Raw genomic sequence first — 23219 nt, 5'->3', positions numbered from 1 at the left:
ACATGCCAAAGCGCACCATCCTCACCGAAAAGCCCGCTGTAGCAAAACACATCGCTGAATTTCTTGGTATCGAAAAGCGTTTGCCGGGCGCGTACTTGCTGAAGAACGGCGACTACGTTACCAACAACGTTGGGCATCTACTCGGCATCGGGAAGCCTGAGGACTACATGAGCGAAGCGCAGAAGGCCGCGCGTGGCTTCGATCAGTTGCCGATCCTGCCGCCAAAGTTTCGGCATTTTGCAGACAAAGAGACTGCCGACCAGCTTCGAACGGTCGTGAAGCTGCTGAAGGAAGCAGACATCATCGTCAATGCCGGTGATATCGACCGCGAGGGGCAGTTGATAGCCGACGAGGTTATCGCATATGCCGGCATCAACCCTGATGGCAGTGGAAAGCCCGTTGAGCGCGTGCTTGTCAGCGCGAACAACGAAGCGTCTCTTCGGAACGCGTTTGCGCCGGAGAATCGGCGAAAAAATGGCGAGCCCGAATTCGTGAACCGACGCTACGCCGGCCAAGCTCGCTCCGAGGCGGACTGGCTCATCGGCATGAACGGCTCGCGTGGTGTGCGAGCGGCAATCGGCGTTCGCCTGGATGAAGCGCTGTCTGTCGGTCGTGTCCAGACCCCGACGCTTGGCCTTGTGGTCATGCGCGAACTGGAGATCCGGAATTTCAAGGCGATCACCTATTACGTGCCCGAAATCGAATTGCCCGACGGCCGCGTACTCGAATGGACAGGCCGTCTGGAGGGTGCGGATCAGGCCGGTATCGACAGCGAAGGCCGAATCATCGATCGGCGCGTTGCCGAGGGCATCGTGGCACGCATCAAGGCAGGGCTGGAGGGCGTTGTCACGCACTTCACCGCGATCGAACGCGAGCAGGAGCCTCCATTGCCGTTCAACCTGGCAAAGCTTCAGTCGGAAATGTCGGCGCGGCACGGTATGTCGGCAAAGGAGACGTCGAAAGCAACGCAGTCTCTGTATCAGACGCGCAAGATGGTCACCTATATCGGTACGGATTGCCAGTTTCTCCCGCAGTCCATGCATGAAGAAGCGCCGGACGTGCTGAAGGGCATCTCGGGACAGTACATGAAGCTCGCGAGTGGGACGAATCCGAGTTTCAAGTATTCATGCTGGAACGATTCCAAGGTCTCTGCACACCACGCGATCATTCCGACCGGCGAACTCGCCAGCGGTCTGTCCGCGGAAGAGCAGCGCGTGTTCGACGCCGTCGCGCGACGCTACATGGCGCAGTTCTATCCGAAGCACAAGTACGTCGAGAACAAGCTGGAGGCTGAGTATGGACAAGACGTGTTCGCCTCTGGTTGGCGCAAGACGCTTGTGGACGGTTGGAAGGTTGTCGATCAGCAGGCAGACGAAGACGTAAAGGATGCCGAATCGTTGGATAACAAGCCGTCGATGAAGATGCGCAATAAGTGATGGATCAGTATGTTCCTCCTTGGATAGGTGAGAAAAATGCCCGAGCATGGTATGCCAAAGCTTATCGAAGTCTCGAAGGTGCAAGAGTTAATCAGCATCTTTCGCGAGGCTCTTGCGCCATTCCCCGCCGCGCGCGTCGCGGTGGAGACACTGGACAGCCATTTTCAAGAACTGTTGAGCGAGAGCGAGCCGACACCTGAGCAGCCTCTGGCGAACCCGCTCATGCGTTCAGGGAAGGCCGGCGCTCTTATGATCGCGGCGAGTCAGTCTCCCGACAATGTGCGTGAGATTGCTGGGCAGATGTTGGGGCGACCCGTATCGGTTTCCGGCGCGTTGTACACCGTGGTCAGCTTGCCGGACGGATACAACGGGCACACTGCGAATTTCATCAGCGAGCCGGTTGAGCGCGACGGCAATCACGTGAAGCTCAAATGCGCGGAGCGCGGCCGGGAGTACATGACCCGTTGGATTGCCGACGCAGACCTTCGGTCGGCGATCGACTCGCAGGTAGCGAATGCAAAGGCTTGGGAGTATCGCGACGAGAAGGAGGGCGTTACGTTCCAGTCTCTCGACCGACTTCCCGCCCGGAAGCGCGGTCAATGGACGAGCGAGCGTCCTCTCGATGCCGTGCCGGCCTCGTTGGTCGGCCTTAGCGTGGAAGTGCCAGATCCGACCACGGGAACTGCCACCAAGCCGCGTATGCGGCCGTAGCGAGGTCACACTATGTCGAGTGACCTGAATGTGCTGGTGGCCGTCTCTGACCCGCTGCGGTGCCTCGGCATCGAGGCGGTGGTGCTAGGTGCTGGCGTCGCTCATGCCTGCGATTTCGCCTCATCGGTGCGAGATCTCGCCGAGAAAATGCGGCACCTGGAACGCTACGCTGTTGTCGTCATTGATCTGGACCTAAATGGCGCGCCCGCGCTGGATCTAATCGCCCGTTTCCGGTCGCTCTCGCCGGCGATGGGCATTCTCGCCCTCGATCTAGCCGCGGGTGCCGATCGGACGTTGAGGGCGCTGCGCAGCGGTGCGAACGGCGTCGTCGGTGCTCAGGCGACGCGTGCGGAAATCCAGGATGCGTTGCGCGCCGTGGCCGCTGGCGGCAGGTTCGTGCAGGCGAGTTCGCTCACATCGCTGATCCACCAGATTTCCCGCCAAACTGCCGAGCCTTCCCACGAAGACCTGTCGAATCGGGAGTACCAGACGCTTTGTCTGCTTGCGCGTGGAATGAGGTTGGTGGATGTCGCCGGAGCACTGTCAATCAGCGTCAAGACGGCCAGCACGTACCGTTCGCGCCTGCTTGAGAAGCTTCAGCTTCGCACCAACGCGGATCTGATTCATTACGCGCTCTCGAACGGTGTGGGAGTGACCGGGGCGGTGGCGGGCCGGGTGCGTGCCGGCACACTTGCCGAAGGGCGGTAGATGTTGCGCGCAGTACCATGCCGAGGAGTATAATGTCAACCAGAAGGTATCCAATGGAGTGGATCATGCCTGCTGACAAACTCGGCCGTTATATGACCAGCGACGTGTTTCTGGCACGCGCCAACGCGGCGGTGAAGAAGGCCGTCAGTAACCTTGAGGCAAAGGGCATCAAACCCGCCTACGTCGTGCGTGAGCCGAAAGAGGCGGCGACGGAGGTGTCCGGCGATGTCGTCAAGGTAAGCGTCGGCGCGTCCAGCGCGAAGCGTAAAACCCTCAAAGTCGCATGACCAGCACGAACGAAGAAGAAAAAGGCAATCCCGCAGTCATCATCTTCGCCGGGCCGAACGGCTCGGGGAAGTCAACCATCACAGAGGCAGTCGTCGGTGACCCGGATCAGTTTTCCGGAGAGTACATCAACGCCGATGACATCGCCCGCACCCTCCAAGATCAAATTCCGGATTACCGCGAGCGCAACCTGAGGGCCGCGCAGATGGCGGAGGAACGCCGTCTTCAGGCGTTGCAGGAGGGGCGCGACTTCGCCTTCGAAACCGTCATGTCCACGCCCGAAAAGGTCGCACTGATGACGCAGGCAAAGGCGCTCGGCTACCGCGTCTCCCTGTTCTTCATCACGACGGAAGATCCTGAAATCAACGTGAGCCGGGTCGCCGGCCGCGTTTTGGATGGTGGCCACGCTGTCCAACCGGACGCGATTCGTCGTCGCTATGCTGCGACTATGGATCTGCTGCCGGCCGCCTTCGAGCACGCGGACCAGGCGACGGTGATCGACAACTCGGAAGAGCCAGGCAACTTGCGGATCGTCGCCACGAAGGCTGACGAAGAGGTGGAGTTTCCGGTCGAGGATGCGGTCCTGCCTTGGGTGGCCGAGAAGCTGACCGATCCCTACATGCGGCGGCTTGCGTCACGCAAGCTGCTGACGGCCGCGCTATCGGATGGTCGTTCTGTTCGAGTCGCCGAGGCGGCGCATGGCAAGGACTACACCGGCCTGATCGTCCGCGTCACCGAGTTTCATGCGTTGCAGGACGTGGCAGGCGAACTGCTGCTGCACGATCGTCAACTGGCAGCGACGATGACGTATGTAGTGGGTCAGGAGCAGACCGTGAGCTACCGGTACGAGCACGGCAAGATCGTGCCGGTCGACGCTCCCGCGGCAACGATGCGATCCCAGGCACCGAAGCAGAGCTAGCAGGCGGCGGTGCGGCCGCGCTCATCGGCCGTGCCGGAGGTGTAGTTGTTGTCGATCCAGCGCTTCGCCCACTCGATACCTCGCTCGTGGGCTTGTGAGCGAAAGACACGATTGCCAAGATCAACGAACACGAAACGCTCACCGTGCTCGCGCTCGACAATCGCGCAGGATTGGAAGAGCCTTTGATTCGCAAGGATGATAGGTGCGGCGTCTATCGTCCAGCCTTTGTAGGTTGCCATGCGCTTCATCGCATCCTCGACCCTGGCATTGCGAGATGATCATGGTACGGCGTCAGGACGAGGCCGTCTATAAAGCGTTTGCTAGACTCGGTGCTGCGGTTGTTGGGGAGCCGACGTCAATGCTTCCACGGCCGCCTTTAACTCTGGCGAGCAGATCATGTATTCGCCGCGGTCATCGGCGTTCATGAATCGCTCCAGCACAAGAAGCTCTTCGTTCGCGAGGCGACGCGACTGGTCGATGTCTGCGAAGTAGGTTCCCACCGCGCGCGCTTCCTCATTTGAATTGACCACGAGTGCCCGCCGCAAAGGCGAGCCGGCCAGGCGATACCGCCGCGCAAGACTTTCGATCGCTGCTTGCCGATCGGCTATCGGCTCAAGCTCGTATGCAATCTTGCCTGCGGCGTTTGCAACTGACAGGATGAAGCGGCCGGCGCGGTTGGGCTGAGCCTTCAACTCACGCTCGACGCGGTCCCTTATTTCATGGTCCATTCGAAGAATCGTCACTTCTGTTTCACCTTGTTGTTTGCAGGGGGCGCGCGATCTAGCGCTCTTTATCGGCCGGACCGGGAAACTTCGAGATGGCCATTCGGAAACATATTTTCGAGGATTTCGCCAGCGGCCTTGTCCCCCTCGTCGTAAAGCTCTCTCAATGCCTTGAGCGATCTCGGTTCGCCAACGATCCGAATGCCGCAGGCGCGCAGTCTCCCTGCGATCCGCGCGGCCGGGAGCAATTCTTTGATGACCGCAAAATCGGTGATCTGCTTTTTTATTCCCTCGTCCATGCGGAGCCTCCTCGACGTTAGTGTGTTCGACAGCGGCGTGTAGCGGCATCGCGGAAGTGCGCCGCTGCCCGCAGCGACATGACGCGCTATTACTTCATTCGGTCGACCGTAACGCGATTGGCCGCCGGCACGCGCTCTGGCCGAGGCCCCTTCAGCGAAATCGCGTTTGCTTGCTCTCCGCAGCGAGGGCACTCCCACTGAATGTTGTCAGCCATGCCTTGACCGTCCGGCCCCAAGTAAAAAAAGCTGCGCTCACGCACTTTATACGTGATCGGCTTCGCATGGCCGAATACTCGGCACCAAAGGCGTTTGAACATGTCCGGTTCCTAGTGCTGGCAGTAAGCGTCACGGCGAGCCTTCCACAGGACCGTAATCGCATCCAGGTTGGTCGCATAGCGTCCGAGTTCGCGGCAATCGCTATCCGATGCGCTGTCATACGGCGCATTGATCGATGCGCGCCATTCGCCTGATGCGCAGCGCTCATATCCGCCGATGCACTCGTAACCGCCGGGCGTCAGCGGCGTAGTGGCGCACCGGCGAAGCAGAAAGCCGTTTGTCGTGGCCGCGTCGCCGTTACAGTTGCGCTCGATGTAGAACTCCGCGTCATCGAGCAGGATAAAATGCTTTTCCATCGTGCGTCGTCAACCGTTGCTCCGATGTGCTTTCGGGCTAACCGGAATCCAGCGGAGCGGATAGCTACGGTTGCGGTCGATCGCGCCATCAGACGTTCTCATATGGACGCCCGTGTCTTCGCATACGAGTCCGTCACGAACAGCGCCAAGCGAATATGCCTCGTTCTTGAAGTAGCAGAACGAGAAGGGGTCTTGCGACACCCGGCGAGCCGCCGTTTCACTTGCCTGCTGATTGACCAGTTCGCCCGCGATCTGCTGCAGATCCTGATGCAGGATCGCAAGTTGTGCCGGCGTGACCCTTTGCGCTGTGTCTTGGACTTCCTGTTCGGTAGCTGCGAAAGCCGAATGACACGCGACTGCCAAGGTCATCAACAGGAACTGCTTCTTCATGTTCTTTTTCTCTGTAGGTATGGATGAGTCGGACGACTCACTGTTGCCGTCAGTGACGGCAACGATCAGGCGTCCGCGGCCTTCCCCCTCCTACTTGCGGCACACCGGAGGTTCCGCTTTCCAACGCCGTGGCGGTTCGAGATCGGACTTCGGCGTGTAGGGCCTGACGGTGACCGTGCATTTCTCGTTCGCAACTGCGACCGGTACGATGTAGCCTCCGTGTTCGGCAATGGGCTCGCCGGCCTTGATGGCTACTTTCTGCACGGCAAACTCGGCTTCGTTCTTGATGTCGTATCGATCAGCGGGGTGTAGCGCTTGGCCACTCGCAGCAGTCGAGAAGACGTAGGCCGCAATGAGCGACGACGTGCAAGCAATCTTCATCATTTCGTGTTGTCTTGGCTTGTGATGCTGCGCTCGAAGTCGGAGAACTTCTGGACTGCGGCGGTGTACATGACGTAGGGCGTAGCACCGAACACGTGGATGGTGGCCGACGCGTCTCCAACCGCATCTCGAATGGCCGCAATGGTTTGCTCGAACGCTTCGCCCTGAAAGCGGGCCTTCTGTTCGGCCGACGGTGCGGCGAGATTGATCGTGATTTCCATGGCAGGGTTACAGGTTTCGGTGGTTGTAGTCGTAGCCCGTCACAACGCCACGTGAATTGAATCGGATGGTCAGTTCGCTGTTCTTTTCCGAGCGGCCGAGCAAGTTCAGGCCGGGCAGGAAGGCAAGCGCCGAGTTCTCGACGCGCTGGTAATGCCACGTCGCATTGCCCTTGTCGTCGCTCGTCTGCTCGCTCGGCTGGCCGAACTTGGTAAGCACGTCCTTCTTCGTAGTGCGGCCCGCCTGGATGGTCGATACGGTTGCGTCATCAGCGACGGCGGGGGAAGCTCCAACGGCGCAGCCGTTCAGCAAAGCTGCTGCGAGGAGCATCGTCGCCGTCGTGGTCAGGATTCGTTTCATCTTCTTCTCCGTGTAGTGGTCGACCTTCCGGCGCTGCATCCGCGTTGTCGTCCGGTCGGTCAGAATCGTCGGGCATTTCGCCCTTGGATTTCTGGATGCCGTTCTCGGCGGCAATCTTCATTGCGTCAATAACGAACAGATCACGCTTTTCCTTGAGTGCTTTTCTGATCCACGAGTGCGGCACGTATGCCTCACCGTTGTACACACCGATCACTTCCGGGGGATCGGAAAGAGAGCGCTTCTCAGCGCCGTCCGCGCCATCGGGATGAAGCAGGGCGGGAATCATCGCCTCGCCGATTGACTCGCAGTAGCCTATCCATCCCATGTCAACGCCGCCGTTGCTGACGATGTGGAAAAACGCCACAGGCGTCCGCCCACTCCTTGTTCGCATGGCTGCCATCGTCAGAACGGCGCTTCGAATTCGGGATCGTCCGCTCCGACCGCCGGGCCGTCAGCCTGGGCGGTTGACCGGGAAACGGCAGGCGAAGGCTGAGCCGTTTCGCGTTCGCGGCCGGCCGCTTCGCCAGTCGGAAATATGACATTGGCGACGACCTCGGTGATGTAGCGGTCCTGGCCGTCCTGCTGGTATTTGCGCGTGCGCGTGCGCCCCTCGACGTAAACTTCCGTGTCTTTCTTCAGGGTGCGCGCCAATTCCGCCGGCGGGCCGAACACCGAGACGCGGTGATAGTCCGCGAATTCCTTCCAGTCGCCGCTGCCTTTCTCCTGATAGCGCTCGTAGGTCACGATTCTGAGGTTGGCAACCATGCCGCCGCTCGGCATGCTCCGCCCCTCTGCGTCAGTGGTTAGGCGACCGAGAAGGATCTGCTTGTTGATGCTGCCCATGTACCCCCCCCTCCGATTAATTACGTATCGTATATATGATGCGTGAAATTTGCCTGGAGCGCAATGTCGGTTTTAGTCCGGCTTATTGCCGGACTCAGACCACCGGATGCGATGCTTGTCGTTGAGATCGCGGTGCAGTTTCAAATCTTCATTGTGCGAGTAGATGGACGTCGTGGAGATGCTTTCGTGTCCCAAGACCGCTTGCACCGTGCGCAGGTCCGCTCCAGCGTTCAGCATGTCGGTTGCGGCAGTGTGGCGCATCCAGTGCGTCGAAGCTGCCTTCAGACGCGAAGCGCTTTCCGGATCGGTTCGAGCAAGCACCGACTCGGCATGCTTGAAAATTTCCTTGAACAAGACCCAAACTGACTGCCGCGTCAGCGGCCGGAATGCGGTTTTGGCGCGAAGCGAGAATACGAGCGGCGTCGCCTCCGCCGGCGCGGGCCATGGCGAGAGGCCAAATGCCTCACGGTAGCGTGAGATCTCGGGCAAGAAGGCGTCCGGGATTGGGATCGAGCGCTCTTTGTCGCCCTTGCCGATCACGGTCAGGAAATGGCGTTTGCGCGCGTCCTCGCGGTCCTGAATGGCAGAGAAGCCGCCCATCGTTCCGTTGATCGCTTCCGCGGTACGGATGCCCGTCATATAGAACAGCGTCGCCATCCATCGCCAGCGGGCGTGGTGCTGCCGCTGATAGACGGTTTCGCGGGGTAATTCCTCGATAGCGGCAAGTACCGCGCCCCACTGATCCTCCGTCAGAAAGCGCGATTGCGAGCGCTCCGGCTTCTTCAGGCGGCGGCGGTTGCGAATGACGGGATTTCCGGCCAGGTAACCCACGCTGCGCAGCCATTCGAACATCGACCAGATGATGCCCTGTGCGTAACGGATGCTCGATGGTCGCAGCGGGCCGGCGAACGGCCGATAGTGCTTCGACACTCCGCCATCCTTGTCGCGCCGACCACGCTTCGTGCCGACCCAAACCGATCGCGGTTGCGGATCGGCGAGGAATGCGAGATACGCGTCCCAATCCTCGTAGACGACGGATGACAATGGCTTGCCGCGACTCGCCAGCACCCACACATAGAAGCGCACGACCTCCTTTTCGTAGGCGTCGTAGGTCTTCTGCTGGTCGGAGAATTGGCCCAACCAGAGCCGAATTGCTTCCCAATCGGTATTCGCTGCGATCTGCTGCCTGCCGGCACCCCGGTTCTCGCCCGCGCTGCCGTCGAGCGAGGGCGGAAGCGTTGCGTTCAACGCGAGTGCGAACGCCTGGTTGGGAGTCGTCGTGAGTGCCGTCATCGTCACGCTGCTGCCTGGGTCTTGTGTTGGGTCACCACGTCGTCCAAGCTGAACTCGTCATCGCTGGCCTTGGCATCACTTGCCGCCGCAGCGGAAGCTGCTCGCGCCCGCTTGTTCTGTTCGCGCTTTTCGGATTTCGCGTACACCTGCTGCACCTCTTGGTGCGCGTCAAAAAGCGCCTTCAGGCTCGCGGCCGACATGGTGACCGTCTTGCCCTCCAGTTCGGCCTCGTTACCGTTCAGGAGCGTTTGGAGATTCTCGCGATCGCTTTCCGACAGCCGAGTGTAGAAGGTATCGAGCGAGGAAACCACCTTGCTGACAACTTGACGCGGAATTGCCGGGCCGTACAGGGACTTCGCCGTGACCTTCTTGCCGCCGTTGGCGCGCTCCTTCTCAAGGCGCTCGATCAGGATCTCGAGGGTCTTCTTGCTGCCGTGCTTACGCAGTAGGGGTAGGACCACATCGGCCGCCACCTCTTCTTTGATGAGCATTTGTTGGATCGCCGTATCCGACTCTGCCAGCATGATGCCTTGCTCGATGTGCGTGTCAGATCTGCGAGCGCGTTTGGCGATGCGCTGCACCGACCAGCCGAAGCCGCGAAGGCGACGATAACCGTGTCCCGCTTCGAGGTGCGTGAGCTTCAAGCCTTGCTCACCGGTACCGACCATGTGCGCGACCCGTTCGGCGTCGTTATCGCGCAACTGGCGACACTCCACGGTCTGGATGTCGTTTCCCTCCTTAATAAGTTCCAGATCAGCGAGCAGCCGATTCTCGCCGTCGATGAGGATAACGACGCCATCCTCGACCCGGACATCGAGAGGAGGGAACGTCGCACCAGCCAGCTTGGCTGCCTTGAGGCTATCGATGTACTCGCGGCGCGCCGGCGTCATCACGCCATTGATTTTCGCCCGGACATTAAAACCTTCCTCGATCGTGATGAGGCGAGGGTCAACCTTGAAGTGGGTGACCTTCGAGACGCCCTCGATGCTCTTGTCCTCGGCCATTGCCTTGAGGGAAACGTGGTTTGCCATTCTGTTCTCCAATCGCGGGCTAAGAAGCCCAAAAATGCGAGGATTTCGCTCAAAAAACACGTATCGATGTAACGATACGCAATCTTCGGGATGTTTCACGGCAAAACTGCGTCCCCGCCGCATCCCTTGAGCAGCAAAGCATTGCCGGCGAAATGGTGCCAATGTTTCACGGAAATGCGATGATCTAACCTGCCCTGCGCCTACTGAGTGACATAATAACCGTTATGTCAGATAAGAGCAAGTGAGAATCATAAAAATGACGTTGTACGTAATCATGAGTTGATCTCCGGTCAACGCTTTTCTATGCTTCGTGGCGTGCGTCGGCCGTTTCAACGCCCTCGCGCTCGCGCCGGCGAGCGCGCAATTCACCCCTGGAGGAAGTTGGCATGCGCAAGGCACTGGATGGACAACCGATCGACCCCGCGGCCGTCGAGCGTGAGATCGAGCGGATCAATGCCGCGATCGACGGCTTTGCGGCCGCAATGAAGGCGGCCATGGCAGGCAAGGCCGCAGAGGGCCGCACCGGGTGGGATGACCCTTCCCTGCGCGCGACGATCGTCGGTGACTTGATTGCCCATGCGATCTGCGCGGACAAGTCACCGGGGCACGAGGTTCACGCAGCAAACTACGCGATGATGCTGCACTACATCAGCACATCAAATCCTTCGATAGCGTAGCGTTTGATTCGATATGATGCGATTTGCTGGGTTACGATATCGAATGCTAGCATTTGATACGATTCGATATCGTAGTGTCCTGGTTATCAACAGTTTCTGTTGATAGACCTGGTGATATGCTGCAAAATCTCGCCCCAAAGGGTTGATTTCGCAAGGATAGTAGGCTCGCGCCATGCGATCAAACCATTTGCTATCGAATGCAATCATATGATTGCGAACGATAGCGTCTGATATCAAATCGAAGCGGAGCAGCATGAAATCGGGTACGAATAAACCGCGCGACCTTGATCTGGAAGACCGCATCCGTGCGGAGGTCGAGCGTATCCGCGAGGAGCACCCCTATCGCGGCGACTACCGGACGCAGCTTCGAGCACTGATCGAGACCCTTTTCGTTAAGTTCGGCGAGCGCGCCGGCGCTACGCGATTGGTTTCCCTGCTCGCAGAGGACGGCCGATCCCCGAGTACGAGTACGGCGCAGGACGAGATCAACCAGTTCTGGAAGCGGCTCCAAGAGGCCGCAAGAGTCCGGATTGAGCGCCCCGACCTTCCCGAATTCCTTCTCGAAGTCTTCGGCCAGGCGGCGGCAACCGTGTGGGACAACGCCCTCGCCCAAGCAGACGCCGCGCTGGCGGCGTTTCGTGCTGAAGCCGAAGCATCCGTAAGCGCCGCTGAAACGCGCGCGGCCGAAGCCGATCGCCGAGCAACTGCGGCGGAAGCTGCTGCTCGCCAAGCTGCCGAAAGAGCGTCTGCGGCCGACGCACAACGTGAAGAGTTGGCCGTTCAGCTTGCGGGCGAACAAGCCGCCCGTCATGCCGCCGAACAATCCCTCGCCCAGGTGCGGGCCGAAAGCGAAGAGCGTGAACGCAAGCGTGCCGAGGAAGCTGCCGATTTGCAGCGCACGATCGAGGAACTGCGAGCCGCTTCCGATCGTGTTGAGCGCGAGCAACGACGTTTGCTCGTGGTGGCGGATGACTACAAGACCGCGGCCGCACGCGATCGCGAGGCGAGGAAAGAGGCCGATGAGAACAATCGAGCGCTCAACATCGCCATGCAAAGCATGCAGGGCAACATCAATCGCCTCTCCAACGAACGCGGAATTCTCGAAGGGCGAGCCGAGGCGGCGGAAAAGCTGGCTGACCGTCTTCAGCAGGATCGCGACGAGGCGATCGCGAAGCTAGCCGAAGCGATGGCGCGCACCGGAGCGGCTGAGGCCCGTGTTCGCGCACTGGAAGCTGCTCTGTCCGCGCAGCATGGCGACGGTCGCGATGCCGGTGCGGCATCGGTTGCTTAGAAAGTCTGCTATCAAGTGATAGCATTTGATATGATTCGATATAGTTACAAAGGGGCAATCGAATGAACGTGAATCCTGCCGTCAACGGAGACGAAGGCGCGGTCTTCGCAGTGGCCAGCGAAAAAGGTGGCACTGGTAAGAGCACGACTGCGACCAATCTCGCCGCTTACCTCGCCGGCGAAGGCCATGACGTAATGATCGTCGACTGCGACCCCCAGGCTACCGCCTCGAACTGGATCGACCGCAGGAACAACAAGATCCTCGGCGGTGTGCCGATCGCGAAAATCCATTGCACTCAGAAATCCGGGAACGTTTTTGAGACCGTTCAAGATCTGGCGACTCGCTACAAGTACGTGATCGTTGACGTGGGCGGTCACGATAGCAAGGAACTTCGAACAGCCCTTGCCGCGGTGGATAAGGTTTATGTGCCGTTCGCCGCAAGCCAGGCCGATCTCGAGACACTGGACCACATGAACGAGGTCATCAGCTTGGCGAAGGGGCTCAATCCTGATCTGCGCGCCTTCGGTCTGCTGAACATGGCCCCGCACGATCCATCGCCGAAGGAAGTGCTCGCTGCAAAGGCATTTCTTCAGGAATTCGACCAGATCCAGTTGGCGGACACGACCATCGGCCATCGGAAGATCTACAAGCAAGCGCTTCTTGAAGGTTTCGGCGTGGTCGAAATGGACAACTCCAAGGCGAAGGCTGAGATCCAATTGTTCGCATACGAGGTATTGGCATGAGCGGATTCGTCCGTCCTAACAGGAAACACGTCGTAGACCCGGCTGCACTGGAGCGCTTTGCGTCCGGCGCGGACGAGCGACGGGCTGCCGTTGGCGCAGCGGAGCCGCCGGCCGCAGTGCCAGCGGCCGCACCTTCGTCTGCTCCCGCTCCCCAAGCTGCGGCCGCACCGGCTACCGTCGTTACGCCCGCGCCGGTGGATACGCCTGCGCCGCAACCAGTGGTCGCCGCCAGCACTGCGCCCGCTGCCGTTGAGCGGCGCGTCGCCGCGGTCCAACCGAAAGCCACGGCCGATGTCGCCGAAAAGGCTTCGGAGTCGGTGCTCTGGCGCGTCACGCCGTCAACGTTGGACCTCTACAACTTCGTCTTCGAACATACCAACGTCAAGAGCAAGCAAAAGCTGCTGGACTTGATCCTGCTTCCTGAGCTTGAGCGCCGCGCCGAAGAGATTCGCAAGGGACTCTGACGCGATGAAGCCGCCTGTGGAGTCCCCCGTTTCTGGTCCCGTCCGATGCGAAGAATGCCGGAATTTCACCGGCACCTCACTGTCCTGGGGGTGCTCGAAAGGGTACGAGGCACCGAATCGATACGTCTACCTAAGGGATTCGTGCGCCGACTTTGCAGCGATGACGCGCGACGAACTCATCTACAAGCGCTTTCGGCTCAACGCCGAATGGGTCGGCGACGCCGATATCAAAAGGCATCGCGGCACAGTGCGGCGGACGGTTGGATCGCTGCGCACTGCACTCGAAACGTTTGGCCAATATCTGTCGTCCGAACAAATCGATGCGATCAAGCAAGCGCACCAGGCCCTCGATGTATTGGGAGATGACCTCGAGCGAGCCGAGAAGATCGCTCGGAAGGTGAAGCTCGAAGCAGATGCGCGACGCGAGCAGGAGACGAAGGAGCGGCAAACCAAGCTCATACTCGCCCAACTTGGCGTTGCCTCACTCGACGCCGCGACGACGGACGAGGTGCTGACGCTGGCCGAGGACATTTCTGAGTTCGCGGGGAAGGCAGCGCGAGCCTGGTGGGTCAAAGCGACCGGCCGACCCGAAAGTTCATTCGATTTCTACATCGACTACCCTCTCGATGAACTCGCCAAGGCAGTTCGGACAAGCACCGGACCCGACAGGCGGGCGAAGATCCAACGCCTGATCGCTTCGATCGGACAACACCTCGACAAGCTCAACGACGCTTGGCCGAACAGCCCGAAGATCGAAGACTTCCGAAAATTCCGGGTGTTCCAGGGCGACCGTCGCAAGATTGCTGCGATGGCCCGCCCTTCCTCCGAATAGACGAAGAGCGCCTGTTGCCGGCCTTCGCCGGGATGTACGACGAGCAGTTGGTCCTGTTCGCCCCTTACCAGCCCGCAGGCTTCTGAATCATGTTCCCCTGCCCGTCTTTCAGTTGATCAGGGAATTGCGAGGCGGCAAGTGCCTTGCCTCGGATTTGCTTGATGAAGTCAATATGAGGGAGGATCGCCCGGCTAGGATTCTTGTGGGGATTGAGGACGCCAACGATTTTCTTGAGATCCGCGCGGACCAGTTTGATCGGTTCGCACAGGTCCGAGTCGTTCGAGATCACCACCGCGATGTCGAAGCGGTTGAGGTGTGCATCGTGCAGGAGGTGGGACGCAAGGTTCACGTCTGAACCTTTTTCTTCGGTCTTGATCACGCTAACGTACGCGCTGCCATTCGCCGGCGGAGTCGCGAGCCGCATCTTCACTTCGTGTGAAAGGTAGTGGCCATAGATTACCGACACGGTTGGCAACGTCTCCAGCGCACGCAGGTACGCCTGTTGACGGGCGGGCTGCTGCGGATCATTCGGACGTGCGCTCACCTTGGCAGTGAAGTACTTTATGGCGGTGATATCGTTGTTCGGGAGGTAAGCCTTACAGAGCGCGGCCAAATCAAGCCACCTGTGGGGTGTGCGCTTCAAAGCCCCGAAGTAAAGATTGAATGCATCGACGTAGACCGCGGTTCTTGGTTTATTTGCCGCCATTTGTCAGTCCGAAAATGCAGAAGCCCCCTTTCGGGGGCTTCGCGCCTGCCCACCGAAGTGAACAGGGAGATATGGATGCAGGGAGCATTTCTGCCCCCGCGCCTACTCGCCGAGGCGGGCAGGGAGGTATGAAAAAGATAATATCGCTTGTTGATGATTTGTGCAAGCGTTCATTGCATACGTCCCGGTAAATTTCCAAAACTGACCCCAACTTGGGCTCGCCAACTTTCGCATCTAGATGGGGCGCGATCGATCCGCGTGCTGTCAGTCAACCACTCTTGAGTGCTTCACTGCCCCGCTTCTCCATTCTCCCGACCGCCTTCCTCGCGCGAGCCGGTCGCAGCCCGCGTCTTTGCCTCCACGTCAGACCTAGCGTTGAACGCACCGCCGACGCGCCATCGTTCTTTCTGGATGAGGCAGCGCAGCACATTCATTGCCACAAGCTTGTCCTTGTACTCGTCCCGTATGGCGCGGAACAGATTCTCGATTTCTCCCATCACGCGTCGCGCGCGGACCACTTCGAGGATCACCCGCCGAACATCCGGATCGCGCTCACGTCGATACAACTCGACCAGCTCCGAATGCATTGGCGAATCAAACTCCGGCAGTGTCTTGATGCCGTAGGGCTCGACCTTGTACGCTTCGCGCCACGCCGGCGGCCCGACTCGCTCGCGGCGCTGGAGCTTGCGCCCGAAGTCGTTCTCGATGAGCGTTTGGCAGTTACCAGCTTCCGTCTCCGTTAGCCAAAACGGATAAAGCTTCACCTTCCCGTCTTCGAGATCCGTGTACTCGTATTGATACTCCCAAACCGTCCCCATTTTTGACGCCGGCACTGTATGGATATACAGTCTACCGTAAGGTATCCGCTTGTCGATAGGCGGCTCGGACGAATACGATACGGAGGCCGCTATACGTCCAAGGAAGCCTACGATGTCCGCCTGCAACGCTTGTGCAAACGATCGCGAACCCAAGGGCCTAACGGAGATTGGCAGGCCCGTTACGTGCCGAGTAGCAGTCGGCCGCGGTCACGACCAGACCGAACACACGTTTCTCCAGTGCGACGAGTGCGGATCAGTCTGGGTTCGCCTGGTCGACAGTGGTGCCGGCGGCCACGGGCGATTCATGCGGCGGCTGACCGCCGACCTGTTCTAGGATTGACGGCGAGGAAACACTGTGTGCACTACCTACCGCGCGCCAAACGAAGATCCGGGCATCAACGAACTGAAGCTCGGCATCGGCGATCTGTTCCAGCGCGACCCGTGGGCTCTGGACGTATGGCCCGACTACACCGCGCCAGCCATACTGCCGGACGGCGATGATGCGATCGTTGTCGCCGGCGTGTACGGCCTCTGGCCGAAATTCATGCAGCCTGAGAAGATCCTGCCGAACGGCAAGAAGCTGCACAAGTTCAGCACATACAACTCGCGCGGCGAGGAGGTCAGCATCAAACCGACGTTCAAGAAAGCTTGGGCGGACGGTCAGCGATGCTTGATCCCGGCCGCGTATGTGATGGAGCCGTCCTATCCGGATGCGAAGCTGGATGACAAGGGCAAGTGGGTCAAGGGCCCCTGCGTGTGGCAGAAGATCGGCGTGGCCGATGGCTCGACGTATTGCGTTGCAGGGATCTGGAAGCGATATCCCGATCGCGACGGCCGGCCGCTGATTGGCGTCTCAATGCTGACGCTCAACGCCGATAATCACCCGCTGATGAAGCAGATGCATGGCCCTGAGGACGAGAAGCGCTCGATCGTGATCCTGCGGCCGGCCGACTATGACGAATGGCTGCACACGAAGAATGTGGAGGCTGCGCGCGCAATCATGCAGTTGCTACCGGCCGATGAAATGCGGGCTGAGCCGACAGACTCACCGAGACGCGCTAAGGCCATGACCGCTTAGACCTCTTTGAATTTCGACGTCGCCCAATCATACGACTCGTCGGGTCGCATTCACAGGCGTTCCACCATCCGTCATCCCATTCACCATGCTGCCACGTTTCGGATGGAAACGGATTTGCACCGAATTCACTCGCCTACGGTATGCCTCCGCACCGCCGCATTTTCGGCCGGCGCAACGTAGTCGTAGATCGGCCAGCCGTGGGCCTCGGAAAGGGCATTGGCATACGCCGCGGCAAGTTCATGCGAACCGTGATCACCGACGCATTCAACCCCGCCGGTCCGGTAATGGACGTACACAGAGAAGAATTGGGGGCTTTCGTTATCGACTTCGCAGAAGCTCGCGTCCGGATTGGATGGGTCCACGAACTCCCTGACACCCTGAATTTCGAGAGCGTCAAATCGTTCGGGGCGGTTTCCGATGATGGCGTCCGCGAACCGCTCGTCCGTGGCCTCGCTGATGCTTCGGCTTTCGGCCTTCTTCGCGGCCAATGCCGCCCGCAGCAGCGCGACATATTCCGACCCGAGAGCGCTCGCGCCGGCGCTCGACTCCGCCTCGAGCGCGAAGCCGATAGTGGAGGCGGTTTCCCACGGCGAGACGCCGCCCGATGCCGGCCAGGCCAGATGCTTCGTCTCCTGCCAGAAGCGCTTCAGCGAGTCTTCCGTTGCCCCAGCTCGGACGAGACCGGCGATCAGTTCGCTGCGGGACTGCCCCGCAACCCCGATTTCCCTGTCGAGAAGGTGCTTCCACTTGACCAGCGCGATTGCCTTCGAGAGCGGCAGCGCGACGTTCGGATTTTGAGACATTCGGCACCCTCACAGTATGCGTATCGATATAACGATACACATACTAACTCACGCGTCAAACTGCCGCCTCAATGCAGGAGATCCACAGAGCGAAGGGCGAGGATTGCAAACGCATACATGAGAACCTCCTTGCCGGCGAATACCATGCGGTCGACGGCTACGGCCCCTTCGGCGCTCGATACGCGCCAGGCGTGTTTCGCCACGATCACGGCCAGAATCGCCGTGAAGACCCACGGCGTCACAACGTCCGGCATGACGGCCGCCCCGACACCGAGCAGAAAGCCGTCGCGAATGCCCGCAATCACGTCGTGCAGCGGTGCCGGGTACAGCCCGAGGCTCAGCACGAACGGCTGACCGGGTTCGGTTGGCATATACGAGGGTCGGCCGCGATCGGCGCTCTGCGCGAGCGATGACCACCGCTTCACGAGCACCGGACCGACCAGATGCTGCCATACCATACCCGCGATGAGCGGATAGAACACGGCGAGCAGCACGAGGCAGAGCGCGTATACGCCCCCGCAGAAAACGGCTGTCGAAAACAATTCAGCGCGGCTGACCAAGCCATCCGGCTTCGGAGCCGCCGCGATGGCGTGGACGATCGCCGGCTGAACGGCGCTTTGTCGAGCAGCCAGATCAAGATTCAAGATCGCAGCCTCGATCGAAACCACGATCAGAATACCGATTGCCGCCGAAAGAATGAGTTTTCCTACCTTCAAGTTGCCTGCTCCGGTCAAGGATCGCGCTCAGAAAAGCGCCGGTTGCGACAGATCACATTCCGGCGAATTCACCGGAGCGCGGCCGACGCGCGCAGGCTCGTCGCGCTTCGTCGGTTCATATATGGTGCCGCCGCTACTCAGGTTCTTGAATAGCGCCTCGATCGCATCGATGGCGCTGACGTAGGCGATCGGTTTGCCAGGCACGAACCAGCCGGCGTTGTGCGGAATGCTGTCGTTGAAGCAGCACCCGAGCCGCCTCGCGAGAATCCCGAGCGCGTCTGCAATGTCGGTGGGCACGGCATGAGAGGGTTCAACCGAGAGAGCGCACTTCGGAACCGCCGTGGTTGCGTGAGACAAGACCACCGGCGGCGGCCCGTCGTTCGCCCCAGCCTCCGGCGGAGCACCCGAGCCGATAGGTTCCTCCCACCTCATCAAGCGTTCGAGATCGGCCGAACTCATAGAGCGCGTACCGGTCCCGTCTATCACCACTTTCCACGAAGAAGTCTTCTGCGTCAGGACGTATCCCGTAATCTCGTACCCGCCAGGATGAAAGAGACGCTTCGTCCGTTCGCGAACCTTGCTGGAAACGGCGTGCTGCGGCAACGCCAGATCCTCCTCCGGTGACGCGGCTTCGTCTCGCTGCTGCTCCAATGACATTCTATGATCTCCGACACTCATGGCCTACAGCGCCAACGGAAGGCCCGCAAACAAGGTAAAGGCGCCCGCAAGCGCAATGAATGGGCCGAAGGGCATTGCTTCGTCGCTCGACGCCTCACCACGAAGCATCAACCACACGCCATGCGCCGCCGCGAATACGAACGAGAGGAGGAAGACTTGGCTCAACGACGCGACGCCGAACCATGCGCCTATCGCGGCGAACAGCTTCAGATCGCCGAATCCAAGGCTCTCTCGGCCGCTGATGGCGCGCGCCGCGTACAGCACCACGGCAAGCGCCGCATACCCCGCTATCGCCCCAACCACGGCCGCACGGAACGTTGTGAAAACGCCCACGAAATTGAAGACAAGCCCGGCTGCAATCATGGGGAGAGTAATCACGTCCGGCAGGAACCCTGTCTCCGCGTCGATGCATGCCAGAGTCAGCAGACATGCTGCGAACAGGTAGCCAGCCAGAGCCTTCACCGACACGCCGAAGCGCAGCATCACGAAGATGGCCAGCACCGCGGACAGGATCTCGATCAGTGGGTAGCGCCAGTGAATTGCCGTGCGACACTGGCTGCACCGGCCGCGCAAGAACAGATAGCTCAGAACGGGAATGTTCTCCCACACTCGAAGCTGATGCCCGCACGCGGCGCATCCCGAACGAGGCACGACCAGGTTGTAGCTTCCTGATGCCTCCGCTTCGCCACTATCCTCGTCACGCGCCCACTCGCGGGCGAGCATGATCGGCAATCGATGAATCACCACAGTGAGGAAGCTCCCAATCACGAGACCGACGAGCGCAATGAGGGCGGAGCGAATCGGCATGGGCACGGCAGCAAACTCCATTATCAGGTGTTGCATTCGCCCACCTTGGGTTCTGCCGCCGGGAACATTGCAAGCGCCTCGTCACACTGCGTCAGGATCGCCGCTGCACGCCTTCTGACACCTTCGATGCCTCGCCAGGTGTCAAGCACGCCCGAGGCCAATACAGCCCGGACAGCGAGCCCGATTTCTTCGCTTCTCCCCCACTCGCTTATCTTCACACCGCTAAGCGTCTCGATTTCGGCGATTGCGTCGTGCGTCCGCCTAAAGCGTTGTGTGCGGGCTTCTATCTCCTTCGTGATCCGCTCTTCGTCGCCTTGTCGCAGGCGATGGATCTCGGCGCTAACAGCGGCCTTCACAAGATCCTCATCTGCGGCACTCGCACGGCGCAGCATCGCGGCCACAAACGCACGTGTGACCGGCTCGGCAGCGAGCTTGGGTGCCGCCACCGCCTGTCGCAACTTGCCTCCGGCGTGGGCGCGATAGTACCCCCAAGTCGGTGGCAATTCCCCATCGAGAATCACTCCATCCGGGGCCACCACCCACCACCGATCGCAAAACCGTTGCACGGGTGCCGATTTCGCAGGATCTTTCAGTTCGCGGAGCCAGTCCGGCCGGCTGACCTTGATTTCGAAGCCATGGACTTCGAGACCACGCGAATCGTACATATTGACCGCAACCGCATCCGCCCACCTGTTGCGCTGAACACCGGTCGCGTCTCCCACTTCGAAGAAGAGTGCCCATTCAGGCGCGCTGAAGCGCGAGCGAAGGGCCGTCTTCACGTCAGCAGTTTGCACGGTTACCTCCTGCGCGCTGGTCCGGACTGGCGACAAGAAGGGCGTCGATCGTCGTGAGCAGTTCGGTGACGCGTGCGGGCGGATCGTTCTCCCACTCAACGAGCGACAGTTCTTCTCGCGCCTGGCGAAGCGCGTCCGTCATTCCCTCCCGAGTGGCTGCCTGCGCGAGAGGCAGCGAGGCGGCGTAGAGAGCGCGTACTTTGTGGAAGTCCGCGAGATCCGGTTGCTGCAAGCGCTGAGCCGTTTCGGCATTGCAGTTGTGCCAGTCGCCTTCGTATCCGGGCGTGAGAACGCTGTATTGCCACTGCGCCACCGGTTCCGCCGCCTGCGCGGAGGCGTATGCAACCTCGACACGCCACTCGTCGGAGCGCGCAGCCGTCTCGGCGAGCAGGGCGGCAGTCGGAGCGCCATCGTTCCAATGCCGACCGTCCGACACCCATTCCCCGCTCACGGTGTTTCGGCGCAGCACACGATAGGCGACCGCCTTTGCCCCTTCCGCGCCCGGCTGGTTGGATGAGGAGGCGCGGGCTTCGTCGCGCTCGTTGATGAGGTCGCTAACGATCTCGACGGGCGAATCGTTCCAGCGGTAGCCGGGCGCCATGCGCGCAATCTGTTCAAGCAACGCATAGCCGATATTCGCCATATCTGCGACGGTGTGCTGCGCGTCCGGCTCGAAATCCAGATCGTTGGCGCTGAACGTCGTCCGCTCGTCCGCCGACCGGTTGACGGACGCTCTTGCCTTGAGGGTCTTGATTGCAGTGCAGATCCGATCCCGGAACTGCTCCCCTTCGTCAACACCCAGCAGCGCCGCTATCCACGACTCGAATTCGGCACTAACGAAGTCCGCCGGCCGGCCGGCAGATGCGGCGCGGGCCGCGAGCAGCCCTGACAGCCTCACGATGTCTACCACCATTTCGATGCAATCGACGGGCAGGCAGATCCCATGCGCGTCACATATCGAAACCACGTGGTCATATTCGAACATCTGCTGCATCGTCGGCGCTGCTACGAGCTGCTCGACAGGGGATGCGGCGACATGAAATCCTTCCATCTTGCGGAACAGTCGACGCAAAACCGGCAGATGAACGGAGGCCAGTTCCTTGGCGTCCGTGATCGTCATTTTGCGCGGCTTCGTTTTTGCAAACAGATGGTCAGCCGACGTTTGCGTCATGCCGCTCGCGATGCGCTCGATAGCATCAATCGCACGTAACATCGCTCCGCTATCTTCGTCGGTCCATTCCGTCGCCGCATCAGCGAGGTTCATATCGGTTGTATCGCTCATGTCAGTGCTCCGTTGCGTTCAAACCGTCTGCCGCACGCTGTCCGGCTGCCGTGAGGCGGAAGAGTGCCGGCCCGTTGGGGTTGTAAGTCGAGACGAGACCGGCATCGATCAGCGGGCGCACGTGGCGGCCGATCGACAGCGCAGCCCCCTGCGGGGAACGCGGCTTGTTATGCGGCTGATCGAACACGAGGCCAGCGAGAGCCGACATTGAATAGATCGAGCTGTGCTTGCGGATCAACCGAAGAATCTTCGCCTGCGTCGGGGTGAATCCCTTTTCTCGATCGCGGCTCTTATCGGTAATGCTCATGCTTCTTAGATTTCTTGCTCGACGCGCATATGCCGCGAAGCGTCGCCCGCTTCAGCGTGCTGCTTGCGTGCCTCTCCCAACGGGGTGATTGCACCAAGCGCTACGCATCCCGAAACGCCTTCCACCATCACCACAGCGGTGTGGCCGCTCAGCACCCACGCTTCGCTGCGCGTCTTCGTCGCAACGCCCTCGCCTTCGCCGATGATCCGGTGGTACTTCACGAACGCGCCGACGCCATGCTGGCGATTCCAGTCGGTGACTGCTCGCTCAAGTCTTATCGATGTCTTTTTCATGATGACCCTCGGTTGTTCGCCTAGCTGCAAGCGGCGAGAACTTCCTCTTCCCACGCCTCGATCGGCGAGTTGCCATCGAGATACGGCTCGATCCACGGATCGCCCGCCTTGCTTGCACCGGTATTCGCCGTATAGCTGCGCTCGCCCCACTGCCCCCACGCGAGTGCGTCGACCCGCTCCAGCCACATGTCATACGGCAGTTCCCGCTCCACTTTCTCGACGCCGATGACCGGATACTCGAGCGATCGCCCGTCGTCCGAAAAGGTGATGGTGTCGCCTTCTTCAAATACCTTTTCCGTGAGCGCGCGGCCTTCCCACGTCAGCCTCTGAAACGGACCGCAATAAACGATCACGCCATCGACCACGTAAAGCGTCGTCAGGTCTTGCCCGCGATCCATGAGATCGACCTTGTACATCGTTACGTCCCGCTTGCTCACGCCAGCGGGATTCTCAGCACGTGCCTGCTCTTCCATGAACACTCTCCACTGATCAAACACACGGGTTGATATTAGGTCAGTTTATCTGACCTCGCAAGTACGATCTTCGGATTGAATCGGCCGACTCTTCATGATGTTTTCCAGATCATTGAGATCTGCGAATCGAACGATTTCGCTCTCGCCCACGACGCGGCCGCCCGACCCATAGATCTGGATCGTGCAATCCTCTCCCCACACCCTGCGCATGCGCCGGATAACGTCGTC

General features: G+C 60.2%; 35 protein-coding genes. 11 read left to right on the top strand and 24 right to left on the bottom strand.

Annotation, left to right across the window (positions count from 1 at the left end):
• Positions 1-2: 2 nt before the first annotated feature.
• The 5 genes from ACN8ZM_RS40890 (at position 3) to ACN8ZM_RS40870 (ending at position 4059) form a co-directional block, all read left to right on the top strand.
• A complete protein-coding gene (locus ACN8ZM_RS40890) occupies positions 3-1436 on the top strand; it encodes a DNA topoisomerase (RefSeq protein WP_420213566.1) in 1434 nt (477 codons plus the stop codon).
• A 51-nt stretch (positions 1437-1487) separates the two neighbouring features.
• Positions 1488-2147 carry a hypothetical protein gene (locus ACN8ZM_RS40885; protein WP_420213565.1) on the top strand — a complete coding sequence of 220 codons (660 nt, stop codon included), beginning with the start codon at positions 1488-1490 and terminating at the stop codon, positions 2145-2147.
• 12 nt (positions 2148-2159) lie between these two features.
• Positions 2160-2855 (top strand): LuxR C-terminal-related transcriptional regulator, encoded by a 696-nt coding sequence (locus tag ACN8ZM_RS40880; RefSeq protein ID WP_420213564.1) that lies wholly within the window; start codon positions 2160-2162, stop codon positions 2853-2855.
• A gap of 65 nt (positions 2856-2920) precedes the next feature.
• On the top strand, positions 2921-3142 hold the full coding sequence (locus ACN8ZM_RS40875) for a hypothetical protein (protein ID WP_206136464.1): 222 nt from the start codon (positions 2921-2923) through the stop codon (positions 3140-3142).
• A complete protein-coding gene (locus ACN8ZM_RS40870; protein ID WP_420213563.1) occupies positions 3139-4059 on the top strand; it encodes a zeta toxin family protein in 921 nt (306 codons plus the stop codon). Before ACN8ZM_RS40875 ends, ACN8ZM_RS40870 begins: the two co-directional genes overlap by 4 nt.
• Here ACN8ZM_RS40870 and ACN8ZM_RS40865 read toward each other — a convergent pair.
• The 13 genes from ACN8ZM_RS40865 to ACN8ZM_RS40805 form a co-directional block, all read right to left on the bottom strand.
• A complete protein-coding gene (locus ACN8ZM_RS40865) occupies positions 4056-4298 on the bottom strand; it encodes a hypothetical protein (RefSeq protein WP_420213562.1) in 243 nt (80 codons plus the stop codon). The genes ACN8ZM_RS40870 and ACN8ZM_RS40865 overlap by 4 nt on opposite strands.
• Before the next feature lie 81 nt (positions 4299-4379).
• Positions 4380-4787, bottom strand: coding sequence for a hypothetical protein (locus ACN8ZM_RS40860; RefSeq protein ID WP_420213561.1), 408 nt, complete (start codon positions 4785-4787; stop codon positions 4380-4382).
• 62 nt (positions 4788-4849) lie between these two features.
• Positions 4850-5080: a hypothetical protein gene (locus tag ACN8ZM_RS40855; protein WP_420213560.1), complete on the bottom strand. Its 231-nt coding sequence runs from the start codon at positions 5078-5080 to the stop codon at positions 4850-4852.
• 89 nt (positions 5081-5169) lie between these two features.
• Positions 5170-5397, bottom strand: a complete 228-nt coding sequence (locus ACN8ZM_RS40850) for a hypothetical protein (RefSeq protein ID WP_420213559.1) — start codon at positions 5395-5397, stop codon at positions 5170-5172.
• A 9-nt stretch (positions 5398-5406) separates the two neighbouring features.
• Entirely contained in the window at positions 5407-5712 is a 306-nt protein-coding gene (locus ACN8ZM_RS40845) for a hypothetical protein (protein ID WP_420213558.1), read from the bottom strand.
• Between the two features lie 9 nt (positions 5713-5721).
• Entirely contained in the window at positions 5722-6102 is a 381-nt protein-coding gene (locus ACN8ZM_RS40840; RefSeq protein WP_420213557.1) for a hypothetical protein, read from the bottom strand.
• Between the two features lie 90 nt (positions 6103-6192).
• Complete coding sequence (locus ACN8ZM_RS40835) at positions 6193-6486, bottom strand: hypothetical protein (protein ID WP_420213556.1); 294 nt, start codon at positions 6484-6486, stop codon at positions 6193-6195.
• A complete protein-coding gene (locus ACN8ZM_RS40830) occupies positions 6483-6704 on the bottom strand; it encodes a hypothetical protein (protein WP_420213555.1) in 222 nt (73 codons plus the stop codon). The genes ACN8ZM_RS40835 and ACN8ZM_RS40830 overlap by 4 nt, the downstream gene beginning before the upstream one ends.
• A gap of 7 nt (positions 6705-6711) precedes the next feature.
• A complete protein-coding gene (locus ACN8ZM_RS40825) occupies positions 6712-6921 on the bottom strand; it encodes a hypothetical protein (RefSeq protein ID WP_420213554.1) in 210 nt (69 codons plus the stop codon).
• 49 nt (positions 6922-6970) lie between these two features.
• Entirely contained in the window at positions 6971-7426 is a 456-nt protein-coding gene (locus ACN8ZM_RS40820) for a hypothetical protein (protein WP_420213553.1), read from the bottom strand.
• Positions 7427-7464: 38 nt separating this feature from the next.
• Positions 7465-7905: a single-stranded DNA-binding protein gene (gene ssb, locus ACN8ZM_RS40815; RefSeq protein ID WP_420213552.1), complete on the bottom strand. Its 441-nt coding sequence runs from the start codon at positions 7903-7905 to the stop codon at positions 7465-7467.
• Between the two features lie 72 nt (positions 7906-7977).
• The gene (locus tag ACN8ZM_RS40810; protein WP_420213551.1) at positions 7978-9198 is read right to left on the bottom strand and encodes a tyrosine-type recombinase/integrase; all 1221 of its coding nucleotides are present in this window, start codon (positions 9196-9198) and stop codon (positions 7978-7980) included.
• A 2-nt stretch (positions 9199-9200) separates the two neighbouring features.
• Positions 9201-10229, bottom strand: a complete 1029-nt coding sequence (locus tag ACN8ZM_RS40805; RefSeq protein WP_420213550.1) for a hypothetical protein — start codon at positions 10227-10229, stop codon at positions 9201-9203.
• 386 nt (positions 10230-10615) lie between these two features.
• Here ACN8ZM_RS40805 and ACN8ZM_RS40800 point away from each other — a divergent pair, with 386 nt between their 5' ends.
• From ACN8ZM_RS40800 to ACN8ZM_RS40780, 5 genes are all read left to right on the top strand, one after another.
• Positions 10616-10906, top strand: coding sequence for a hypothetical protein (locus ACN8ZM_RS40800; RefSeq protein WP_420213549.1), 291 nt, complete (start codon positions 10616-10618; stop codon positions 10904-10906).
• Between the two features lie 253 nt (positions 10907-11159).
• On the top strand, positions 11160-12197 hold the full coding sequence (locus tag ACN8ZM_RS40795; RefSeq protein ID WP_420213548.1) for a hypothetical protein: 1038 nt from the start codon (positions 11160-11162) through the stop codon (positions 12195-12197).
• A 62-nt stretch (positions 12198-12259) separates the two neighbouring features.
• Positions 12260-12940: an AAA family ATPase gene (locus tag ACN8ZM_RS40790; protein WP_420213547.1), complete on the top strand. Its 681-nt coding sequence runs from the start codon at positions 12260-12262 to the stop codon at positions 12938-12940.
• Complete coding sequence (locus tag ACN8ZM_RS40785) at positions 12937-13404, top strand: hypothetical protein (RefSeq protein WP_420213546.1); 468 nt, start codon at positions 12937-12939, stop codon at positions 13402-13404. The genes ACN8ZM_RS40790 and ACN8ZM_RS40785 overlap by 4 nt, the downstream gene beginning before the upstream one ends.
• A 160-nt stretch (positions 13405-13564) precedes the next feature.
• A complete protein-coding gene (locus tag ACN8ZM_RS40780) occupies positions 13565-14236 on the top strand; it encodes a hypothetical protein (RefSeq protein ID WP_420213545.1) in 672 nt (223 codons plus the stop codon).
• Between the two features lie 64 nt (positions 14237-14300).
• Here ACN8ZM_RS40780 and ACN8ZM_RS40775 read toward each other — a convergent pair whose 3' ends face one another.
• Positions 14301-14942, bottom strand: a complete 642-nt coding sequence (locus ACN8ZM_RS40775) for an NYN domain-containing protein (protein ID WP_400491775.1) — start codon at positions 14940-14942, stop codon at positions 14301-14303.
• Between the two features lie 287 nt (positions 14943-15229).
• Entirely contained in the window at positions 15230-15760 is a 531-nt protein-coding gene (locus ACN8ZM_RS40770) for a hypothetical protein (protein WP_420213544.1), read from the bottom strand.
• 355 nt (positions 15761-16115) lie between these two features.
• On the opposite strand from ACN8ZM_RS40770, the gene ACN8ZM_RS40765 reads away from it, so the two are divergent.
• Entirely contained in the window at positions 16116-16838 is a 723-nt protein-coding gene (locus ACN8ZM_RS40765; protein WP_420213543.1) for an SOS response-associated peptidase family protein, read from the top strand.
• Positions 16839-16963: 125 nt separating this feature from the next.
• Here ACN8ZM_RS40765 and ACN8ZM_RS40760 read toward each other — a convergent pair whose 3' ends face one another.
• From ACN8ZM_RS40760 to ACN8ZM_RS40720, 9 genes are all read right to left on the bottom strand, one after another.
• Entirely contained in the window at positions 16964-17641 is a 678-nt protein-coding gene (locus ACN8ZM_RS40760) for a hypothetical protein (RefSeq protein ID WP_420213542.1), read from the bottom strand.
• A gap of 68 nt (positions 17642-17709) precedes the next feature.
• A complete protein-coding gene (locus tag ACN8ZM_RS40755; protein WP_420213541.1) occupies positions 17710-18357 on the bottom strand; it encodes a hypothetical protein in 648 nt (215 codons plus the stop codon).
• Positions 18358-18384: 27 nt separating this feature from the next.
• Positions 18385-19014: a hypothetical protein gene (locus tag ACN8ZM_RS40750; protein ID WP_420213540.1), complete on the bottom strand. Its 630-nt coding sequence runs from the start codon at positions 19012-19014 to the stop codon at positions 18385-18387.
• A 24-nt stretch (positions 19015-19038) separates the two neighbouring features.
• Positions 19039-19878: a prepilin peptidase gene (locus ACN8ZM_RS40745; RefSeq protein ID WP_420213539.1), complete on the bottom strand. Its 840-nt coding sequence runs from the start codon at positions 19876-19878 to the stop codon at positions 19039-19041.
• A complete protein-coding gene (locus tag ACN8ZM_RS40740) occupies positions 19866-20636 on the bottom strand; it encodes a hypothetical protein (protein ID WP_420213538.1) in 771 nt (256 codons plus the stop codon). The genes ACN8ZM_RS40745 and ACN8ZM_RS40740 overlap by 13 nt, the downstream gene beginning before the upstream one ends.
• Entirely contained in the window at positions 20623-21918 is a 1296-nt protein-coding gene (locus ACN8ZM_RS40735; protein ID WP_420213537.1) for a hypothetical protein, read from the bottom strand. The genes ACN8ZM_RS40740 and ACN8ZM_RS40735 overlap by 14 nt, the downstream gene beginning before the upstream one ends.
• 1 nt (position 21919) lies before the next feature.
• Positions 21920-22225 carry a hypothetical protein gene (locus ACN8ZM_RS40730; RefSeq protein WP_420213536.1) on the bottom strand — a complete coding sequence of 102 codons (306 nt, stop codon included), beginning with the start codon at positions 22223-22225 and terminating at the stop codon, positions 21920-21922.
• Positions 22226-22230: 5 nt separating this feature from the next.
• Positions 22231-22518 carry a hypothetical protein gene (locus ACN8ZM_RS40725; protein ID WP_420213535.1) on the bottom strand — a complete coding sequence of 96 codons (288 nt, stop codon included), beginning with the start codon at positions 22516-22518 and terminating at the stop codon, positions 22231-22233.
• Positions 22519-22538: 20 nt separating this feature from the next.
• Positions 22539-22991 carry a hypothetical protein gene (locus ACN8ZM_RS40720; RefSeq protein WP_420213534.1) on the bottom strand — a complete coding sequence of 151 codons (453 nt, stop codon included), beginning with the start codon at positions 22989-22991 and terminating at the stop codon, positions 22539-22541.
• Between the last annotated feature and the right edge of the window lie 228 nt (positions 22992-23219).

The organism is Burkholderia aenigmatica (assembly GCF_048627025.1).
Lineage (GTDB): Bacteria > Pseudomonadota > Gammaproteobacteria > Burkholderiales > Burkholderiaceae > Burkholderia > Burkholderia aenigmatica.
This window is presented reverse-complemented; position numbering and strand designations above follow the sequence as displayed.

Coding starts and splice junctions, on each gene's coding strand:
- ACN8ZM_RS40890 (WP_420213566.1), top strand. CDS start 3: ATGCCAAAGCGCACCATCCTCACCGAAAAGCCCGCTGTAGCAAAACAC.
- ACN8ZM_RS40885 (WP_420213565.1), top strand. CDS start 1,488: ATGCCAAAGCTTATCGAAGTCTCGAAGGTGCAAGAGTTAATCAGCATC.
- ACN8ZM_RS40880 (WP_420213564.1), top strand. CDS start 2,160: ATGTCGAGTGACCTGAATGTGCTGGTGGCCGTCTCTGACCCGCTGCGG.
- ACN8ZM_RS40875 (WP_206136464.1), top strand. CDS start 2,921: ATGCCTGCTGACAAACTCGGCCGTTATATGACCAGCGACGTGTTTCTG.
- ACN8ZM_RS40870 (WP_420213563.1), top strand. CDS start 3,139: ATGACCAGCACGAACGAAGAAGAAAAAGGCAATCCCGCAGTCATCATC.
- ACN8ZM_RS40865 (WP_420213562.1), bottom strand. CDS start 4,298: ATGGCAACCTACAAAGGCTGGACGATAGACGCCGCACCTATCATCCTT.
- ACN8ZM_RS40860 (WP_420213561.1), bottom strand. CDS start 4,787: ATGGACCATGAAATAAGGGACCGCGTCGAGCGTGAGTTGAAGGCTCAG.
- ACN8ZM_RS40855 (WP_420213560.1), bottom strand. CDS start 5,080: ATGGACGAGGGAATAAAAAAGCAGATCACCGATTTTGCGGTCATCAAA.
- ACN8ZM_RS40850 (WP_420213559.1), bottom strand. CDS start 5,397: ATGTTCAAACGCCTTTGGTGCCGAGTATTCGGCCATGCGAAGCCGATC.
- ACN8ZM_RS40845 (WP_420213558.1), bottom strand. CDS start 5,712: ATGGAAAAGCATTTTATCCTGCTCGATGACGCGGAGTTCTACATCGAG.
- ACN8ZM_RS40840 (WP_420213557.1), bottom strand. CDS start 6,102: ATGAAGAAGCAGTTCCTGTTGATGACCTTGGCAGTCGCGTGTCATTCG.
- ACN8ZM_RS40835 (WP_420213556.1), bottom strand. CDS start 6,486: ATGATGAAGATTGCTTGCACGTCGTCGCTCATTGCGGCCTACGTCTTC.
- ACN8ZM_RS40830 (WP_420213555.1), bottom strand. CDS start 6,704: ATGGAAATCACGATCAATCTCGCCGCACCGTCGGCCGAACAGAAGGCC.
- ssb (WP_420213552.1), bottom strand. CDS start 7,905: ATGGGCAGCATCAACAAGCAGATCCTTCTCGGTCGCCTAACCACTGAC.
- ACN8ZM_RS40810 (WP_420213551.1), bottom strand. CDS start 9,198: ATGACGGCACTCACGACGACTCCCAACCAGGCGTTCGCACTCGCGTTG.
- ACN8ZM_RS40805 (WP_420213550.1), bottom strand. CDS start 10,229: ATGGCAAACCACGTTTCCCTCAAGGCAATGGCCGAGGACAAGAGCATC.
- ACN8ZM_RS40800 (WP_420213549.1), top strand. CDS start 10,616: ATGCGCAAGGCACTGGATGGACAACCGATCGACCCCGCGGCCGTCGAG.
- ACN8ZM_RS40795 (WP_420213548.1), top strand. CDS start 11,160: ATGAAATCGGGTACGAATAAACCGCGCGACCTTGATCTGGAAGACCGC.
- ACN8ZM_RS40790 (WP_420213547.1), top strand. CDS start 12,260: ATGAACGTGAATCCTGCCGTCAACGGAGACGAAGGCGCGGTCTTCGCA.
- ACN8ZM_RS40785 (WP_420213546.1), top strand. CDS start 12,937: ATGAGCGGATTCGTCCGTCCTAACAGGAAACACGTCGTAGACCCGGCT.
- ACN8ZM_RS40780 (WP_420213545.1), top strand. CDS start 13,565: ATGACGCGCGACGAACTCATCTACAAGCGCTTTCGGCTCAACGCCGAA.
- ACN8ZM_RS40775 (WP_400491775.1), bottom strand. CDS start 14,942: ATGGCGGCAAATAAACCAAGAACCGCGGTCTACGTCGATGCATTCAAT.
- ACN8ZM_RS40770 (WP_420213544.1), bottom strand. CDS start 15,760: ATGGGGACGGTTTGGGAGTATCAATACGAGTACACGGATCTCGAAGAC.
- ACN8ZM_RS40760 (WP_420213542.1), bottom strand. CDS start 17,641: ATGTCTCAAAATCCGAACGTCGCGCTGCCGCTCTCGAAGGCAATCGCG.
- ACN8ZM_RS40750 (WP_420213540.1), bottom strand. CDS start 19,014: ATGTCATTGGAGCAGCAGCGAGACGAAGCCGCGTCACCGGAGGAGGAT.
- ACN8ZM_RS40745 (WP_420213539.1), bottom strand. CDS start 19,878: ATGCAACACCTGATAATGGAGTTTGCTGCCGTGCCCATGCCGATTCGC.
- ACN8ZM_RS40735 (WP_420213537.1), bottom strand. CDS start 21,918: ATGAGCGATACAACCGATATGAACCTCGCTGATGCGGCGACGGAATGG.
- ACN8ZM_RS40730 (WP_420213536.1), bottom strand. CDS start 22,225: ATGAGCATTACCGATAAGAGCCGCGATCGAGAAAAGGGATTCACCCCG.
- ACN8ZM_RS40725 (WP_420213535.1), bottom strand. CDS start 22,518: ATGAAAAAGACATCGATAAGACTTGAGCGAGCAGTCACCGACTGGAAT.
- ACN8ZM_RS40720 (WP_420213534.1), bottom strand. CDS start 22,991: ATGGAAGAGCAGGCACGTGCTGAGAATCCCGCTGGCGTGAGCAAGCGG.